Genomic DNA, 18,786 nt, shown 5'->3' on the forward strand with positions numbered 1-18,786 from the left:
GTTATTTTCATATGAAGGCCTGAACCAGTCTTCCGATTATTTGTCAAAAAACTTTGCAAGTCCTGCCAATCTTGGATCAACAGTCTTTTCTTTGTCTTCTTCCGAAATCACTTGCCAGTCTTGACCTTGCGTCGGTGCTCCACCAGAAACATCATCACTGAAAATTTGCATTGGAATCTCCAAAAGTATATTTTCCTTGATTACGGGCAGTAAGTCAAGTACTTCTCCTTCTAAAGAATGAATTTCAGCTTCAGTTTCAAATTCTTCTTGTGAAGTTTGGAACACCTCAGTTGTTTTAATGTCAAATGGTAATGTCACATCTACTAAAGAGCGAGAACATGGTAAAACCATGCTTCCAGTTATATGTAGATGAAACGTAAACTTACCGGAGCCAAAATCAACTCTTCCCGTTACATGAACAGGATTAATTTCACGAATATCTTTCTCGACCTCTTTTAGCTCACTTACATCTACCATCTCATCCAATGTCAATCCTTTATTTCTCAATTTATTCAATTGATGGATGGACCATTTCATATCATATCACCTCAAGGCAACAAACAAAATTATAGCTAGCCATTTTATATTTGTCAATGTTTTTTCTTTACACTATAATGAAGTCATCATAGTAAATAATATATAGAGTATCACGTTTTTCAAAAAGATGCTACATCGAAAGGAGAGATTACCATAAAAGCTGGTGGTATTGTTGTTGAATATAACCCTTTTCATAACGGTCATCTTTATCATGTGCAACAGACAAAAAAGTTAACACAATCCGATATAATAATTGCCGTTATGAGTGGTCCTTTTTTACAGCGTGGTGAGCCCGCACTCATTTCCAAATGGTATCGCACTAAAATGGCCTTAGCAAACGGCGTAGACCTTGTTGTAGAGCTTCCATACGTCTTTGCAACACAAAAGGCTGAAACCTTCGCAAATGGTGCTATTTCCATTTTAAATGCCCTACGTGTTTCTGAAATTTGTTTCGGTAGTGAGGATGGACAAATCGAAAATTTTTATAATACCATCTCCGTACAAAAAAACGAAGATGAGACTTTTAACTGCCTTGTAAAACAATTCATGGACGCTGGTAATAGTTATGCAAAAGCAACATCGGATGCTTTCTCACACATTTTAACATCTGAAAAAAACATAGATATGTCACAACCAAATAATATTTTAGGCTTCCAATATATGAAAGCAATTCTGTCACAAAATAGCTCTATACAAGCTCAAACTATAAAAAGATTTGCCTCTCATTATCATGATGAAACATTTAATGACCAACATATTGCAAGCGCGACAAGCATCCGAAAACAACTCTTTAGCGAAGAAGGATCATTTACAACAATTGAACCTTTTCTCCCACAGGCAACCACTTCGCTTTTAGCAAATTACAAACAAAACTACGGGATATTACATAATTGGGAACAATACTTTTCATTTTTTAAATATAGACTCATGACGATGTCTCCAGGGGACTTACGACATATATATGAAATAGAAGAAGGTTTAGAGCATCGTATTTTATCAAAAATACAAAACAGTTCCTCCTTCTATTCATTCATGGAAGCATTAAAAACAAAACGTTATACATGGACTAGATTACAAAGAGCTTGTACACACATTTTAACAAACACAACAAAAGAGGAAATACGTAGCGCAAATATAGAACAACACGCACCATATATTCGCCTGCTAGGTATGTCACAAAAAGGACAAACTTACCTTTCAAAAAACAAGAAAAAAATCGAACTTCCAATCCTTACTCATACAAAAACATTCGACCATGCCGCTTTAGATATAGAGAAAAAAGCAAACTCTGTATATTTCTCCATCATGCACGAACCGTTACGCACACAACTATTAAAACAAGATATAACACACCATCCTGTTCGCTATGATGAAACAACTACAAAATTCCTATAAAAAAACCTCTCTATTTCAGAGAGGTTTTTTCCTTATCCATCTTTTCTAAATATGTTAACGCATCATCCAGCGTATCTACTGGTACAATTTTCATTTTTGTTTTAATATCCTTTGCAGTCTCAAGTGCATCTTTATAGTTCGATTTCTCCGCACCTTTTTCATTTGGCGCAAAGAACACTTCAGCCCCGGCATCGCTAGCAGCCACCACTTTTTGATTTATACCACCAATTGGGCCCACTTCTCCTTTTTCATTAATTGTACCTGTTCCAGCTATTTCATGTCCTTTCGTTAAGTCTTCTTCCACAAGTTGATTATATATTTCTAATGTGAACATTAAACCTGCGGATGGTCCACCAATTTCATGAGAATTAATTTTCACTTTCGGATCGACCACTAATTCTCTTTCCGTAACGATAGAAACACCTATGCCGACACGCCCATTCCCATTAGGAATCGTCTTTACATTTAAATTCTCTTTCAATTGTTTTCCATTTCTCATGTACTCAATACTTACAGCATCGTTTTCTTTTTTCCCTGTCATATATTCAATAAATTGCTCCGTCTTTTCAAATGTTTTTCCGTCAACAGCTATAATAACATCACCAAGCTTAAGCTTTCCTTCTGACGGCATTCCTTTTGCCACACCAGCAACTAATACACCTTTATTTTCAAAAGATACTGAGCGATTTGCACGTTTATATGCATTATAAATTGCTGCATTTTGCGAATCTTTCATCGCATAATTTTGGCGAAATTGATATTCTTCATCACTCTCACCTTTTTGCAATATTTCTTCCGCTTTCGAAATATGTGTATATTTATTAAACTGTGCCGCTATTAAATTCACCACATTTGCTGGTCCCATTGAAACCGTAACAAGCATAAAATCACCAGATTCTTTCGTTCCACCCTCAACTTGAACATAAGGCTCTAATTTGGCAGCCATTCCTGGTTTTGTTATATAATACGGTAAACGTACGTAAACAAGTAACATCGCCAATATAACCCCTATTAAGATTGCATATATAAACCGAAAACGCTTAAACATTATGTTTCTCCTTCCACTGCTCAATTAATAAATAAATATTTGAAACATGTTTTTCTGCTTCTACTTCTCCAACTCGAATAATGTCTTCAATGTTTGTAAAAGCACGTGAACTAAATTGCTCTACAGCTGGTCGCATCATTAAATCCGATGCAATTTGCCGATTCATTACAAGCTCATGCTGCATAATTTCAATACTTTGCATGATTACGTCATAAATGGACGTAACATCGCCATTCACCTTAATTGGAGATACATCAACAGCGATAACAATATCGGCCCCTAACTCTTTCACAACCGATACTGGGATGCGATCAATGACTCCACCATCCACTAATAATCTTCCATCTATTTTTTCTGGTACAAACACTCCAGGAACAGATATGCTAGCCCTCACAGCATCTGCAACTGGCCCACTTGTAAAAACCACTTTTTCCCCCTTCAATATGTCAGTAGCCACAACAGCCGTCGGGATATCTAACTCTTCTAAATTTTTATTATATGTAAACATTTTAATCATATCTTTGACACGTTTTCCAGCAATAAATCCCATTTTCGGTACCGTGAAATCTAAATAATACTTCCGCTTAAAAACAGATGCCAATTTATACAATCTTTCAACGTTACTACTTGCCGCATAAAACGTACCTATTAGCGCCCCCATACTACTTCCTGCAATCATGTGAATAGGGATACCAGCTTCCCTTAAAACCTTTATTACACCAATATGAGCAAACCCTTTGGCTCCTCCAGACCCAAGTGCTAAACCAATCTTTGGTTCTTTCATTTTTCTCACCCTTTATTTTTTTTCATTCCTTTTTCATACTTATGGTCTAAATTCACTACGTATCCACGTATACTGAAATGAACGTTTTTTGGGACAAAGGGGGATTTACTTACATGTATGAAAAATGGAAAACCGCTTTCCTTACCATATCAACGCTATTTTTAACCTTTTCTCTTGTACTCCACCCCCAAGCCGCTTTGCAAGCTTCTATTCGCGGGTTAAATATATGGTGGGAAGTTGTATTCCCTTCACTACTACCGTTTTTCATCATTGCGGAACTTCTAATTAGTATCGGTGTTGTAAAATTTATTGGCGTTATATTAGAACCACTCATGCGCCCACTTTTTCGCGTTCCAGGGATAGGCGGATTTGTTTGGGCGATGGGAATGGCTTCTGGTTTCCCTGCAGGCGCCAAATTAAGCGCTAGACTACGAAAAAGCAATCTTTTAACTCAGATTGAAGCGGAGCGCCTCGTTTCTTTCACAAATTCTTCCAATCCACTTTTTATTTTCGGTGCTGTGTCTATCGGCTTTTTTAATAATCCGAAATTAGGAATTATATTAGCCGCTGCCCATTATTTCAGTAACTTTGCTGTCGGATTAATTATGCGTTTTTACGGCGATAATACCGCTTACAAAAATAATACACACACTACAAAAAAACGTCGCTTTCAAAACCCGTTTTTAATTCTTCACGAGACACGCTTACAAGAAAAAAGACCAATTGGTAAATTACTTGGGGATGCCATTGTTTCTTCTATTCAAACATTACTTATGATTGGCGGATTTATTATTTTATTCTCTGTGTTAAATAAAATGATTACTGTATTCCACATTACAGCAGCTCTTTCTTTTATTATGCAACATATTTTATCATTCTTCCAACTAAGTACAGATTTTAGTATACCTATATTATCAGGTATTTTCGAAATGACACTCGGAAGCCAAATGATTAGTCAAATAAATGAAACACCGCTCTTACAACAAGCTATGGTAACAAGCTTCATTTTAGCATTTAGCGGCCTTTCTATTCAGGCACAAGTTGCTAGTATATTAGCTGAAACAGATATCCGATTTAAACCCTATTTTTTCGCACGAATTATTCAAAGTATTCTTGCCCCTATTTTTACATTTGTATTTTGGACACCATTTTATGAGAAAGTGAGTTCTTTCTCACCTATGCCAAAAGATATTCCTGTATTTTTATCCGAGCATCCTTCTATACTACATGAAATTTGGACATCTTTTATACATTATGGACCAATTTTTACATTATTTTGTCTATACTTATATGTTATTTTATTATTTTTGCGCACGTATAAAGAAAAACCCCGTTCACTTTAACGGGGTTTGAAACTTTTCTTTTAAAGCACGCTCTACAATAGGAGGTACAAGATCCACTACACTTCCTCCATACCTCGCAACTTCTTTTACAATACTCGAGCTTAAAAATGAATATTGGTTGTTTGTCATAATAAAAAATGTTTCAATATTTTCATCTAATTTTCGATTCATAGAAGTAATTTGCATCTCATATTCAAAATCAGAAACTGCTCGTAAACCACGTAATATTGCATTTGCATTACGCATTTTTGCATACTCTACTAATAGCCCACTATGCGAATCTACCTTTACATTCGGGATATCCTTTGTCGCTTCTCGAATTAGTTCTAATCGCTCTTCAACTGAAAAGAATGGTTTTTTTGATGAATTGTTTAAAACGACTACGTACACCTCATCAAATACTTTTGCTCCCCTTTTAATAATATCCAGATGCCCAAGGGTAATTGGATCAAAACTTCCTGAAGAAATAGCTATACTTGTCATTCTGTCCCCTCACCTTCATACTTATAAATCGATATTGCAGTAATCCCATAATTCTCAGCTCGTACTTTTACAAGCCTTCCTATTGAATTAGGTAAAACTACATCATTACCATGCTCTGCCATAATTAATCCATCACTATGTAGCAATCCATGTTGATCCATTACACTAATTAAAGATACAATTTTTTGCTCTTTATATGGAGGATCTATTAATATAAGATCGAATGACATTTCACGTTTTATTAACGCCTTTACTGCACGTTCAGCATCATTTCGATATACTTCAGCTTGTTCCTGTACTCTACAACTTTCTAAATTTTGATGAATTACTTTTATCGCTTTACTATCCCGATCAACAAAAATTGCTTTATCGATCCCTCTGCTCAAAGCCTCAATTCCAAGACCACCACTACCACCAAATAAATCAAGGGCGATACCACCATCAAAATAAGGACCTATCATATTAAAAATAGATTCTTTTACTTTATCTGTCGTTGGACGTGTTGTATTACCAGGAACCGCTTTAAGTGGGTGTCCTTTACATTTTCCTGAAACTACTCTCATCTGTTGTCACTACCTTTATTTCAATCTATCGAGCGATTATAGAAAGCCATTCCCACTTCGGTAACCGTTAACAAACCACATTCACCTAACTATAGAAAAACTCGGCCTCAAATAACCTCTCGTTATTTTTATGTATTCATCTCATCATTCACTAATATGAACCCAATATGTATATTAGTTCCACTTTATCTTTTTTATCCTATCACAAAATAAAAAAAAGAAAAATAAAAAGCCCAACATAAAATTTAATTTCATTATGTATATCTTCATTTAGATTGGACATAAATAATTATAACAACATCACCTTCGATGTTGTTGCCAACCGCGGAGAAGACTTACGTTTCCCCATAAGTTCTTCCTCCGGTTTCTCCTCTCCCTTTGCCTTCTTACTAGTACATGCTAGTATAAGAAGGGCCCTGCTATGCAGGGTTTTTTTTCTTTGTGTGCTTTTCATTTAAAAAGTGAAATGGTACAGTAAAAGAAAGAGGAGGAAAAGATATGATTCAACGCTTTATAGAACTTGGAGAAGGCTACTCTGATTTATATGAATTACTTGAAATTGCCAAAACAAATCAAGAACGTATAGCACATATGTTACAATTTGAAACGATAAAAAACGATAAAAAAGTGTGTTCGCTTGTTGTAATATTAAAACCAACTACTACTGGTGATTTCCAACCATTATACATATGTCGTGAAGGCATTCCTGTATTTGAAAATAAAAAAAGTAAACGTGTCATTTTATTTGAAGAAACGGCAGAACAACTCGGGAAAAAAGTGGCTACCTTTACTGTAAAACCATCTACAACTTTCCCAGAAAAAGAACTATTTTTTAATCATTTAATTGGTATTTTACGAATGAACAATTTCATTCCTCCGATGAAATAACACGTTATTTCAAGTGAAAAATCCCCCGCTAAATTTAGCAGGGGATTTTTTCTATTAGCTATAATCGTATTCTTTTGCTCGATCAGGACGGGAATTTTCAAATTCCGTTTTTAAATACGGGCGATACGACTGTTCTATCTTTTTCACAAAAGGAAGTTTGTTCAACTTATGCATCATATGCTCAATTTGTTCCATATCACAATATACTACAGCATATTTTAATCGTTTTGATATGTAATGTATGTTACCATATTTCCTTAAAATCTTGGCATGTTTCAATGAATGTAAATAAACAATCATACTTTGTCGTTGCCCGAACATAATCTTCTCCATCTTCTCCTTTTAAAAACATATATTTTATATTCTATGAAAACCAATCAGAAATTTATAACATTACAGGACAAACTCTGTATACGTTTTCTTCCAACTTCTAAAAAACGGGGTACATCACCCCGTTTTTTTACAACCACAACCTCCGCCAGTACCACAACCTCCACCACAGCCACCAGCATCAAAGAATGGATTTCCTGTTGGCACTTTAATGGAAGAAGACACTTCCGAACCGATTGCTACACTAACTTCGTCTAATAACTTCTGCAAAGCAGTTTCTGCTCTTTTAAAAGCTGCAACCTTATCATGTAAGTCCACAGAACGCTTTAATTCTCTCATTTTCATCGACACGGTAGTATAGTCAGGATGGTATTTTCCAAAACGCTGTACTTCCTCATACCGTTCTTTCATCGCTGTAAATTGCTGAATTAGCGTCTGAAGTTCCATATCTTCATGTAATTCTCTATAATACTTACGATAATCTTCTGCTATATCTGAACAGATAATCGCTTTTGCAAGCTGCTCTGCCTTATCTAATATTAATACGCTTTCTAGCGTCGCTACAATCATGAGAGACACCTCCGAGTATCCATCATACCACATTTAGATTAGAACTACTAATTGAAGTGACTTACTCAAAAGAAAGATATAACGTAACTATTTTTACACTATATCCGTACACACTTATACATTAATATGTTCCGCTATATTATATTTAAGAACATCCCATTTTCCACTATTTTGTTTCACATAACTAATACACGCATTTTTTAATGGTGTCTTAAATGTAATTTCATCTGGTTCAATGGCATGTAAAATCGCTTTTATCGCGTGTGAGTGAGCAACAATAATAATACGTTTGCCAAAATGAGTTGTCGCAACATCTTCTAAAGCAGCAAAGCAACGAGCTACAATCTCTTCATCTCGCTCCATACCTTCTACTTTACCCTCAGCAATCAACTCTCTAACAGCCGCAACCGGCTTCCCTGAAGCTTCTCCAAAATTCCGTTCAACAAATCGCTCATCTAATAAAATCGATTGTAATCCAACTGCCGTTGCGATTTCATTAGCCGTTTCTTGCGCTCTAATTAACGGGCTACTTATAATGATATCCCACGTTTCTTCTTGTAAAGCAGCTGCACTTTGACTCGCTTGCTTCTTACCAACTTCATTAAGCGGAATATCTTCTCGCCCCTGAATAATTTCTTGAAAATTCCAATCAGTTTGTCCATGTCGTACTAAACAAATTTCCGTCATGCTGCAACTCCTTTTTAAATAATCAACTTCTATTGTAACAAAAGTTCTGCATGACGGACATATTTTTCACTTCCAATTAGGTTGCGTTTTGTTGCTTCATATACTGAAACATATCAATCATGATCGAAGCAACGGCCAATTGATTTTGAAACTTTTCCACTTTATCTGGTATCGTTTTTTTGAAATGTTGCATCGCCGCTAACTCAAAAGCCTCTTTTTCTTCAGGATTTCGTGTTAATTTTCTATACCAGTACGGTTGCTCTCTAATATAACGAGATAAATCCTCATCAGCCTTTATAAACTCCATAATTTCTGCTCTCATCATCTTTCCCCCTAATCCTTTTGAAAGAAAAACGGGTTATTTTCTGAAGTACTTTGCTCTTGCTGCGTACGGTTACCTTGAAATTGCTGAATAACTTGTTGCACGCTCCCAATTGCACTCGTCACATTGGCTAAATGGTTCTGCATTTGTTCCACGTCCAACTTTTTAAAAAAAGAAAGCATTTGCCCCATCACATCAGCAGTTTTTTCCTCTTCAGTTCGATTATCTTTTTCTTTTTTATTTTCTTTTACCGAAGAAAAAGCAGGCGCTCCATCCGGTCTATAAGTTGCCCATATTGGATCTTCTTCACCAAGTAAGTACCATTCTTCATAAAATTGTTGCCATGTTTTATGACCACTTCTAACCTCATGAACCATTTTAGGGTGATGGTTTACAAATTCTTTAAACTGTTGAACCGATGGATGTAACGGTCCTTTTGTTGTTGGCATAATCCTCACCTCTCCATGTATATCTACTATATAGTAAGAAAAAAAAGGCGCATGGTTCGCCTATTTTTAGACGATTCATGCACCTTTTTTTCTGCTATTTGCATACGGTCAGATTCCCACCTACAATTCAGTGAATACGAAGTAACTAATTAGGTGATGTAACACCCCACCGCTTACAGTTTCGCTTTATTTTCGAATAAAGTTTTGTGTATAAAATTTATCGTATACACCAACACCTAATCCTGTAAATTGTTCATTTAATAAATTCTTTCTATGCCCCTCACTATTTAACCAACCTTGCACTGCCGCAATTCCATCACTATGTTGCGCCGCTATGTTCTCACCAGCAAGTTGAAATCCTACTTTCCCGCGCTGCAAACGATCTCCTAGTGTACCTAATGTAGGTGAGTCATGAGAAAAATAATTATTGTCTTTCATATCTTTACTGTGACCAACAGCAACATCTGCTGTTTCCTGATCCCATGTTAATAATGGTAATTTATGACGACTTCGAATGATATTTGTTAAATCAAAAATTTGTTGCATATTCCCATTTTCTACTTGTTTTATTTTTTCTGGAGTCAATGGTTGTTCTGCTATTAATTCACCTGAATAAACGAGCTGATACGGTCTTTGGCGTAATAAAGTTTCATCATCCATATAACGAACACCAACAAGCTCATGTGTAAATTGATCAAAATACAATTGCGCCCATCCATCTTCTACAGGTATTAACGGTTGTTCCATGACTTCGGTATCAGATAGCTCAAATTGATAACTATTTTTCCCTCTTTTTAATGAAATTTCATGCGAAAGCGGACTTTTTTTATATACTTCTTCATATTTTTCATTTATATAATAAGGTGGAACCTTAACTTGTTCACCAGCTGCGTATGCCGTTACAACTTTACGTTCAGAAACTCCAAATTGAACATACTGAGTTAAATCCTGGTTGTATACCCACCATTCATATCCGTATGCAGATGGCTCTATTCGAGAGGGTTCTCCCCACTTCGCTAATAGGTTTTCAGAGTCTTCACCAATCATATTTAAAACAGTGTCTGAGGAGTCTTCCTTAATTTGCTTTTTCTTTTTCACAATTTTATTTTCTTGCTTTGATTGAGATGGGGTTAATATATATTGTGAAACGAGTAATTTCCCGTATAAATCAACAGCTAAAATTAAAAATGTAATCATTACGATACGCAATAATTTCTTCAAACGATATACCTCCTGAACAAAACATAAAATTGAGATATACACAAATCCTTTTCTTTCTTTTTGTGTGTACCGTACTCTTTTCACTATATCATATTTTTGTGAAAAAAGTCTGGATTATCCCTTTTCTCTCAATATGAATTGCACTTTCTTATTATTCATACTATTATAAAAATAATGGTGTAACATTAAAAAAGGAGGTATTATATGCAATTTACAAATACGAAATTTAATGGAGCCGTCGTTGAATTAACTCTTTTAACTGAAATCATGGAAAACAACCACTTCGTACTTGCCGGACAGTGGGATTATGAGCGAGTTACATACGATTATAAATTTGAAATATTAAAGGATGTTTATTATTTACGAGTGCAAGGAGTTGCTGTTGAAGGTGACATTGGCAGTAGACACGCTGAAGTAAAACTACTCCCCCCCTTATTAGGAAAACATTATTATCCTCACGGCGTTGAATATGGTGATGATGAGACTTTCCCAACGAATGTACTTCAAAAAAGCGAACAACTCCTACAAAATGTCGAAAAAGAGTTAAAAGAATTTCAAATTATTGATTAACAAAAACAAGCGCATCAATATGATGCGCTTGTTTCATTTCCCTTCCCTAAGAATGAATCGTTTTTTTTACTGGATATCCATAAATAGATCCATCTTTTACTTTAATCTCATCTTCCCAAGGGACCTTATATTTACCTTCAGCTAAATCTTTTACAAACGTATATGGATTTTCTTTCACCCCACCAGGAGTTGCTACATATCCTCTTGAACCTAGATTATATATATTATTTTCCAATCCCCATCCTAATCTAGCCTGATCTGCTAGTTCTGGATATACTTCAGCAGTAACAATCTCCCAAGGATTTCGATGACCCTGTACTAAAGCAGTCCCATCAAAATTACATACTTGTCCTTCACCAAAGTAATAAAATACACCATCATAACCCGCTAAGTTTACCGACAATGTATACATTAAATTTTGCCATGCATTTGAACGATTCGTTAGCATCCATTGTTCACTAACTTGTGTACTATATCCAGAAATACGAATTAAGACATTTGCACCTTTATAGGCCGCTTCACGAGCTACTTCAGGGAACATGCCATCATGACAAATACAAACAGCTAATTTACTTCCTCCAGGTCCATCACAAACAGGTAAGCCTAAATCTCCAGCTTTCCAAGGCTCGACTGGCACCCAAGGATTTAGCTTACGATACTTCAAAATCATTTCACCTTGTGGATCAATAATAACTGCTGTATTATACGGCTCTCCACCATCAGGATTTTTCTCCATTATTGAAAAAACACCATATACTTTAGATTCTTTACATGCCTCAGCAAATAAGTCTGTTTCTGGCCCAGGCACTGTGCATAAAAATTCTTCTGTAGTCCATTTTTTTGTATTGAGCCCTTGTGTACTATATTCAGGAAATACTATCAATTCTAAACCAGGGTAACCTGATTTGGTCGAATGAATTGTTTTTATGATTTGTTGAATTTGTTTATCAATGTCTGTACGCGATTCTACTACTGGTACTGGATATTGAATTAGTGCTGTCAAAAAACCACTAATCGGCTTTACCATACTTCCACTACTACCCATTTAAACTCCCCCTTAAAATAGTTCGTGTTTATTAAAGATAACAATATATATTTGTAACTCTCTAAAAAACTTGCACTACATATGGAATTATTACGCATGAAAGCTAGTAGTAAATTTTATCTCCACTTTTAGTACACGCCTACACTAACTTAACATAAAAAGTTAGAAAATTCAATCTTTTTAAGGTAACTAAAAAAGAAAAAGCGCATGGAATCTCATACACTTTTTTACTTAATCTGTAAATACGGCGGCAATTGTTGCAACTGCTCCTTATCCTTTTCACGTTCTCTACGTGCCCATCTAAAGAATACATAACCTATAATTGTACCGTACACTATTTCCTGGACAATTTTCATTATGATACCACCAGTTTGCTGATCTTGTACGACTGGCATCCAGTGCAAAAATTCTGGTCCCGTTATATTTAAATCTGATAAAGTGCCCGCTGGTACACATAGTTCCATCGCTTTCATCCAAGCAGCCGGATCCGTATACGTTGCAAATAACGGGGCTGTCGCAAAAATGATTAACGCACATGCAGGCGTTAATAATATGCCGTTAGCAAACATATAACCAAGTTTCTTTATATCACTTAACGTTTGATATTCTGGTAATGGATTTAACATCGGCCACCACATCATGATTGCTGTAAAAAACAATATAGCGAGACAAATAGGATGAGCTATTTGACTTTGTTTTACTGTATCAAAAACAACTGGTAAATGATAAAAAGAAAACAGGCCGTTAAATACAAACAACGCAATAAGTGGTTTAGCAAATGCCTTTAATATAATTTGAACGAACTTAAAAGAAGTAATGTAACGATATAACCAAATTGGTATACCAAGCAACAGTAACGGTGGAACTGCAATATACATGACTGCCATTTCAAACATATGAGCACTAAATATAATATGGCCAATTAAATCAATAGGCCCTCCCTTTACAAAATACAAAAGAACAATACCAGTCGTAAAATAAAAAATTTGCTTCTTACTTACCTTCGTCGCATTTTCAAATCGCATTCTATATGGTCCAATAATTAAGAAGTACCCAATAAGAATCGAAAGCATAAATAATAAAAAGATTGGACTCCATAAAGCCTGAAAACCAAATATCCACAAGTTACTCATTTTCACACCTGCCTTCGTAAGGTTATCTCATAATATGAAGAGGGAGCTGTGACAACACAAGCTCCCTTATTTTTCACTTTTCAAATCCACACGATTGTCATAAAAGCTAAAATTGTAATTAACCCTATTAGCAGACCAGAGTAAAGAAAGAAACTTGCTGCTTCATGTCCTTTATGACTCATATGCATAAAATAATACAATTGAAAAATTACTTGTACCACTGCTAATAGTAAAATAAACGGTACAGAGAAAATCGGACTAAAAGTTTTTGGATACGCCACTGCTACAAATGCAACTAATGTTAAAAAAATCATTAATGCAAACGTAATAACTTGATGCCTCATTTCCTCCGCACTTTTTCTCTTCCGATAAACAAGATCAACTTTAGGATTATTCGTTTGCTTTATCGCCATTGTTTATCCCACCATTCCCATTAAATATACTACAGTGAAAATAAACACCCAAACTACGTCAATAAAGTGCCAATAAATCGATGCAACATAAAACTTCGGTGCATTGTATAAATTTAGACCTCTCTTCGCATTTCTAAAGATTAATGTTAAAATCCAACATAACCCAAACAATACGTGGAGTCCATGTGTACCAACAAGAGCATAAAACGCAGAGCCAAAGGCACTACTTCTCATAGTATGCTTAAATTCATGTGTATAATGATAAAACTCATATATCTCAAATCCTAAAAACCCTAAACCTAGCAATACTGTTACTAGTAACCAAAGCTGCATTTTCTTAAAGTTAAAGTTTTTCATGTGATACATCGCATATACACTCGTTAAGCTACTCGTTAATAAAAGCATCGTCATAATGAAAACGAGTGGCATTTGGAACATCTCTTGAGATGTTGGTCCACCATTTGTAGAATTCTTTAACGCTAAATATGTTCCGAATAAGGAAGCGAACAACACTGTTTCGCCTCCAAGAAATAACCAAAAACCGACAAACTTATTTTTCCCTTCAAGGGTTGCTTTTTCAGGCTCTGCTGGAAATGTTTCATTCGTTAATTTTTCATCTACATGCATTATGCCTTGCCCCCCTTATCCTCTAAATCTTCTTTATGAATATGATACCCATGATCATCAATTACTGAACGTAGGAACATTGTGCCAAATGTAATGATTAAACCAATAATTGCTACTAATAACCAGAACTTATCTTTTCCGCCCTGCATATACATCGCACCAAATGCCGCTATAAACAATCCGAAAGAAATGACAAATGGTGAAAACGAAGGATTTGGCATATGAATATCACCAACTGGTTCCGCTGCTGTCATTTCTTTATTACCTTCACGTTTTTCAATCCAAAACGGATCTAATCCGCGAACAAATGGTAATTGTTTAAAGTTATATTCTGGTGTCGGTGCTGGCATTGTCCATTCTAATGTACGTGCATCCCACGGATCACGACCAGCTTTTTCTTTTGATACTGTCGTTTTAATTACATTGAATAGAAGAACAATCGTTCCAAGAGCCATAAACACCGCTCCGATGGAACTAATCATATTCCCCATTTCCAACCCTTGCCCTTCAAGATATGTGTAGTAACGGCGTGGCATACCAATCAAGCCAAGGAAATGCTGAATAAAGAAAGTTAAATGGAAGCCGATAAAGAATAGCCAAAACGTTATCTTTCCTAATGTTTCATTTAATACTTTATTAAACATCAGTGGCCAATAATAATGAGCTCCTGCAAGTAAACCAAATACAACACCGCCAACGATTACATAATGAAAATGTGCTACTACGAAATAGTTATCATGAAATTGATAATCAGCTGGTGCAGATGCTAGCATAACCCCTGTAACTCCACCCATTACGAATGATGGAATGAAAGCTACTGCCCACATCATTGGTGTCGTAAAACGAATACTTCCGCCCCACATTGTAAAGAGCCAGTTGAATATTTTGATACCAGTCGGAACCGCAATCGCCATTGTTGCAACTGAGAAAATAGCATTAGCAACTGGACCAAGTCCAACAGTAAACATATGGTGCGCCCATACCATAAATCCTAAAAATCCAATTAATACAGTCGCAAACACCATCGATGAATAACCAAACAATCGTTTTTTCGAAAATGTTGCGAAGATTTCTGAGAATATTCCGAAAGCTGGGAGTATAAGAATGTATACTTCTGGATGACCGAAAATCCAGAATAAATGCTCCCATATAATTGTATTCCCGCCCAATGCCGGATTAAAGAAACTTGTTCCAAATAAACGATCTAACATTAAAAGTCCTAATCCTACAGTTAACGGCGGAAAAGCGAATAATATAAGCGAAGATGTTACAAATGTTGTCCATGTAAACATCGGCATACGCATATACGTCATTCCTGGAGCGCGCATATTAATAATGGTTACAAGGAAGTTAATTCCTCCAATTAGTGTACCAATACCTGAGATTTGCAAGCCGAGTACATAGAAATCAACACCATGACCTTTAGAGGCTAAAGCTAAAGATGCATAAGATGTCCATCCTGCATCAGGTGCTCCACCTAAAAACCAACTTAAATTTAAAAATACTCCACCAAAGAAAAATAACCAAAATCCGAGTGAATTCAAAAACGGGAACGCTACATCACGTGCACCAATTTGAAGTGGTACAGCGGCGTTCATAAATGCAAACACGAGTGGCATAGCTGCGAGGAAAATCATTGTTGTACCGTGCATCGTTAATACTTGATTATAAGCATCCCCAACAAGAAAAGCGTTGTTAGGAATCGCTAATTGAAGGCGAATAAATAGAGCTTCTATTCCGCCTATTACAAAAAACAATCCACCTGCAATTAAATAGAGAATGGCAATCTTTTTATGGTCTACTGTCGTTAAATAATCCCATATGACAGCACCCATCCCCTGTTTTTTTGCTACAGAACTCACGTTTTCAACCTCCCCTTCGCGAATAGTCCCTCTTTACTTTTCAACTTTTAACGTTTGTAAGTATGCATTTAATGCATCAATTTGATCATCCGTTAAGTTGCCATATTTGCCAGTCATTTTGTTTCCTGGCTTCATATTTTCAGGATCTTTCAGCCATTTTTTTAAGTTTTCTTCATTGTTTTCGGCAATACCGGCAACCATATCGCGATCCGCAAAGTTTGCTAAGTTTGGTGCGATACGAGCGGAAGGTGGTCTACTATCATTAGATCCAACTGCGTGACAACCAATACAGCTTTTATTAAATATTTCTTGGCCCTCTTGCGCCTTTGTTGAAGCTACTTCTTTCTTCCCATCAATCTTCTTCATATCAGCAAGCCATTTTTTGTACTCGCTTTCATCTAAAGCTTTCACTTTAAATTGCATTAAAGAATGTGATGGGCCGCAAAATTCTGTACAAAAACCATTATAAGTGCCCGATTTATCTGCCTTTAACCACATTTTGTTCACATTGTCTGTATTTGTATCCATTTTCCCTGCTAAAGATGGAACCCAAAATGAGTGTTTAATATCGGCACCCTTCAAATTTAAATACACTTTCTTACCTGTGGGGATGACCAAATCTTGCGAAGTTACTATCTTTTCTGATTTATAAGAAAATTCCCACCAATAAAGATTCGCTGTTACATCAACAACGATAGTATCTTTATCAATATTCTTTTTCTCCATCGCACTTACATCAGCAAGTTTGAATGTATATGTAACTGTTGGAACAGCTAAGATTAGTAAAAGAATAATCGGAATAACTGTCCATATAATTTCTAGCTTGTGATTCCCTTCAACTTGCTCTGGAATATAATCTTCCTGACCTTTCTTTTGTCGGAAACGCACAATTACATATAAGAAAATAATAGTAACTACTAGTACTACTCCTACCATGATTGCACTCGCCAGTAGAAGTAAATCATATTGCATTTTTGCTACTTCTCCTTGCGGAATTAAAGTAGATTGAAAGGCTTTACCGCATCCCCCTAACAGTAAAGCCAGCAGTGAAACGAACGAAAGCAGTCGCCACTGTTTCTTCATACAAACAACCCCCACTTTCCTTGTGAATTAGATTGTACTTTATAGTTAAGTAAAGTAAATCTCAACGTAAAGAAATCCAATTATGTCGTTGTCTTAGAAGAATGTAACTACAATCATTGATACAAATAAGATTGTTAAATAATTTAGGGAATAAACAAACATTTGCACGGACCATTTGATGTCATCTTTCTTACGGAAGCCATAAAATCCTAAAACGATCCATCCGATGTTAAGCAGTGTTGCAATTACCATAAATGTTATCCCTAGTCCACTCATATAAAATGGTAGTGGTAATAAACATACTGTCCAAATCATAATTTGGCGTTTCGTAATTTCAAATCCATGAACTACAGGAAGCATTGGAATTCCTGCATTTCGATATTCATCAACACGTTTCATTGCTAATGCAAGGAAATGTGGGATTTGCCAAATAAACATAATTAAAAATAACATCCAAGCAATTGGATGGCCTAAAGATGGATCGATTGCTGCCCATCCAATTAAAGGAGGAACTGCACCAGATATACTACCTACAACAGTATTTAGTGTATACTTTCTCTTTGTCCATAAACTATATAGAACAACATATGTGAAAGCACCAATAAATCCCATTAAGACTGCCATTGGTGTTGTTAATAATAAAAATACAAAACCAAGAAGTAATATGACTAGTCCAAATGTAAGTGCAAATCCTGGTTTATACTTTCCAGTAACCGTTGGACGGGTCTTTGTTCTTTCCATTAATGGATCGATGTCTCGATCAATGTAGTTGTTTAAACAACATACCCCTGCCATAATTAATCCTGAACCAACGATTGTAAAGAATAACTTATCCAGATTATCCATTACACTTAATCCATTAAAGTGTAATGCCAACCAAAATCCTGTAAATACAGTAAGTGTATTTGAGTTTACAATCCCCATTTTAACGAGTGCTTTTAAATCTTGTAACCGAGTTGTTTCCGGTACACTTGTAACAGCGGACTCATCATGCAGCTCACTTGTTGCATGGTTCATCACTCTAACCCCCTCTTAAAACTTTCATCTTTCTTTTTGCGCCTATTTCAAATGAAATAATTCGCTTCTATATAGCAATATTATTACAGTAGAAACATTGTTAACCCATTCTACTACTAATCTACGCCCATACTCCAATATATTAAATCATATTTCCCGAACATTTTGTGAAGAAAACATGAACTTTTTGTGTCGAATATAAAAAACTTCATTCTGACTTGTCCTTATCATAACATGATGTTACCTTCTATAATAAACTATTTTGTCCTATTTAACACGTATTCTCCCCATTTCTTTTCAAAATAGCCTATTTTTCACCCAAAATTTTCCTTGCGAACCCTGTTTTTACACCTATTTTCTCTCCCTTTCCTTCCCCCTCCATTTCTTTGCTATTTTATTATTTTTTATATATCATA

Annotated in this window: 22 protein-coding genes; 4 read left to right on the forward strand and 18 right to left on the reverse strand. The window is 35.6% G+C overall.

The genetic code is table 11. The annotated features are described in order from the left end of the window. Positions 1-36: 36 nt before the first annotated feature. Positions 37-537, reverse strand: coding sequence for a YceD family protein (locus tag N2V80_RS19615; protein ID WP_000872149.1), 501 nt, complete (start codon positions 535-537; stop codon positions 37-39). A 213-nt stretch (positions 538-750) separates the two neighbouring features. Here N2V80_RS19615 and N2V80_RS19620 point away from each other — a divergent pair, with 213 nt between their 5' ends. Continuing rightward, a complete protein-coding gene (locus N2V80_RS19620) occupies positions 751-1,932 on the forward strand; it encodes a nucleotidyltransferase (protein WP_002062184.1) in 1,182 nt (393 codons plus the stop codon). A gap of 10 nt (positions 1,933-1,942) precedes the next feature. Here N2V80_RS19620 and N2V80_RS19625 read toward each other — a convergent pair whose 3' ends face one another. After that, positions 1,943-2,980 (reverse strand): SepM family pheromone-processing serine protease, encoded by a 1,038-nt coding sequence (locus tag N2V80_RS19625; RefSeq protein WP_000476280.1) that lies wholly within the window; start codon positions 2,978-2,980, stop codon positions 1,943-1,945. Further along, positions 2,973-3,764: a patatin-like phospholipase family protein gene (locus N2V80_RS19630; protein WP_000662590.1), complete on the reverse strand. Its 792-nt coding sequence runs from the start codon at positions 3,762-3,764 to the stop codon at positions 2,973-2,975. Before N2V80_RS19630 ends, N2V80_RS19625 begins: the two co-directional genes overlap by 8 nt. A 113-nt stretch (positions 3,765-3,877) precedes the next feature. Here N2V80_RS19630 and ylbJ point away from each other — a divergent pair, with 113 nt between their 5' ends. Then, on the forward strand, positions 3,878-5,107 hold the full coding sequence (gene ylbJ, locus N2V80_RS19635; RefSeq protein WP_000273083.1) for a sporulation integral membrane protein YlbJ: 1,230 nt from the start codon (positions 3,878-3,880) through the stop codon (positions 5,105-5,107). Here ylbJ and coaD read toward each other — a convergent pair. Further along, positions 5,099-5,590 (reverse strand): pantetheine-phosphate adenylyltransferase, encoded by a 492-nt coding sequence (gene coaD, locus N2V80_RS19640; protein ID WP_000200601.1) that lies wholly within the window; start codon positions 5,588-5,590, stop codon positions 5,099-5,101. The two genes, ylbJ and coaD, sit on opposite strands and share 9 nt — an antisense overlap. Next, entirely contained in the window at positions 5,587-6,153 is a 567-nt protein-coding gene (rsmD, locus tag N2V80_RS19645) for a 16S rRNA (guanine(966)-N(2))-methyltransferase RsmD (RefSeq protein ID WP_001266979.1), read from the reverse strand. Before rsmD ends, coaD begins: the two co-directional genes overlap by 4 nt. Positions 6,154-6,651: 498 nt before the next feature. On the opposite strand from rsmD, the gene N2V80_RS19650 reads away from it, so the two are divergent. Continuing rightward, positions 6,652-7,041 carry a DUF7147 family protein gene (locus tag N2V80_RS19650; protein WP_000616017.1) on the forward strand — a complete coding sequence of 130 codons (390 nt, stop codon included), beginning with the start codon at positions 6,652-6,654 and terminating at the stop codon, positions 7,039-7,041. 54 nt (positions 7,042-7,095) lie between these two features. Here the strand turns inward: N2V80_RS19650 and N2V80_RS19655 are convergent, their stop codons facing one another. The 6 genes from N2V80_RS19655 to N2V80_RS19680 all read right to left on the reverse strand — a co-directional run bounded on the left by N2V80_RS19655 (position 7,096) and on the right by N2V80_RS19680 (position 10,620). Then, the gene (locus N2V80_RS19655; protein WP_002082261.1) at positions 7,096-7,362 is read right to left on the reverse strand and encodes a YlbG family protein; all 267 of its coding nucleotides are present in this window, start codon (positions 7,360-7,362) and stop codon (positions 7,096-7,098) included. 126 nt (positions 7,363-7,488) lie between these two features. After that, positions 7,489-7,941, reverse strand: coding sequence for a YlbF family regulator (locus N2V80_RS19660; protein WP_000634366.1), 453 nt, complete (start codon positions 7,939-7,941; stop codon positions 7,489-7,491). 114 nt (positions 7,942-8,055) lie between these two features. Continuing rightward, a complete protein-coding gene (locus N2V80_RS19665; RefSeq protein ID WP_000134947.1) occupies positions 8,056-8,628 on the reverse strand; it encodes a histidine phosphatase family protein in 573 nt (190 codons plus the stop codon). A 76-nt stretch (positions 8,629-8,704) separates the two neighbouring features. Then, positions 8,705-8,950, reverse strand: a complete 246-nt coding sequence (locus N2V80_RS19670; protein ID WP_001200990.1) for a YlbE-like family protein — start codon at positions 8,948-8,950, stop codon at positions 8,705-8,707. A gap of 11 nt (positions 8,951-8,961) precedes the next feature. Then, positions 8,962-9,399, reverse strand: coding sequence for a YlbD family protein (locus tag N2V80_RS19675; protein WP_001143346.1), 438 nt, complete (start codon positions 9,397-9,399; stop codon positions 8,962-8,964). 186 nt (positions 9,400-9,585) lie between these two features. Further along, positions 9,586-10,620: a CAP domain-containing protein gene (locus N2V80_RS19680; protein WP_000735378.1), complete on the reverse strand. Its 1,035-nt coding sequence runs from the start codon at positions 10,618-10,620 to the stop codon at positions 9,586-9,588. Positions 10,621-10,824: 204 nt separating this feature from the next. Between N2V80_RS19680 and N2V80_RS19685 the strand changes: the two genes are divergently transcribed. After that, on the forward strand, positions 10,825-11,190 hold the full coding sequence (locus N2V80_RS19685) for a YugN family protein (RefSeq protein WP_001160947.1): 366 nt from the start codon (positions 10,825-10,827) through the stop codon (positions 11,188-11,190). Positions 11,191-11,236: 46 nt separating this feature from the next. Here the strand turns inward: N2V80_RS19685 and N2V80_RS19690 are convergent, their stop codons facing one another. The 7 genes from N2V80_RS19690 to ctaB all read right to left on the reverse strand — a co-directional run bounded on the left by N2V80_RS19690 (position 11,237) and on the right by ctaB (position 18,370). Continuing rightward, on the reverse strand, positions 11,237-12,235 hold the full coding sequence (locus tag N2V80_RS19690) for a formamidase (protein ID WP_061654438.1): 999 nt from the start codon (positions 12,233-12,235) through the stop codon (positions 11,237-11,239). 227 nt (positions 12,236-12,462) lie between these two features. Next, complete coding sequence (ctaG, locus tag N2V80_RS19695; RefSeq protein ID WP_000069022.1) at positions 12,463-13,368, reverse strand: cytochrome c oxidase assembly factor CtaG; 906 nt, start codon at positions 13,366-13,368, stop codon at positions 12,463-12,465. 80 nt (positions 13,369-13,448) lie between these two features. Next, on the reverse strand, positions 13,449-13,781 hold the full coding sequence (ctaF, locus tag N2V80_RS19700; RefSeq protein ID WP_000985706.1) for a cytochrome c oxidase subunit IVB: 333 nt from the start codon (positions 13,779-13,781) through the stop codon (positions 13,449-13,451). Positions 13,782-13,784: 3 nt separating this feature from the next. Further along, positions 13,785-14,408, reverse strand: a complete 624-nt coding sequence (ctaE, locus tag N2V80_RS19705) for a cytochrome c oxidase subunit III (protein ID WP_000557861.1) — start codon at positions 14,406-14,408, stop codon at positions 13,785-13,787. Next, positions 14,408-16,243 (reverse strand): cytochrome c oxidase subunit I, encoded by a 1,836-nt coding sequence (gene ctaD / locus N2V80_RS19710; RefSeq protein WP_153578907.1) that lies wholly within the window; start codon positions 16,241-16,243, stop codon positions 14,408-14,410. Before ctaD ends, ctaE begins: the two co-directional genes overlap by 1 nt. Positions 16,244-16,303: 60 nt before the next feature. Continuing rightward, on the reverse strand, positions 16,304-17,353 hold the full coding sequence (gene coxB, locus N2V80_RS19715) for a cytochrome c oxidase subunit II (RefSeq protein ID WP_000745268.1): 1,050 nt from the start codon (positions 17,351-17,353) through the stop codon (positions 16,304-16,306). A 93-nt stretch (positions 17,354-17,446) separates the two neighbouring features. Continuing rightward, positions 17,447-18,370, reverse strand: a complete 924-nt coding sequence (gene ctaB / locus N2V80_RS19720) for a protoheme IX farnesyltransferase (protein ID WP_001015056.1) — start codon at positions 18,368-18,370, stop codon at positions 17,447-17,449. Positions 18,371-18,786 lie beyond the last annotated feature (416 nt).

The sequence above is a fragment of the Bacillus sp. FSL W8-0640 genome, from assembly GCF_038007725.1.
In the GTDB taxonomy this organism is placed as follows: domain Bacteria; phylum Bacillota; class Bacilli; order Bacillales; family Bacillaceae_G; genus Bacillus_A; species Bacillus_A cereus.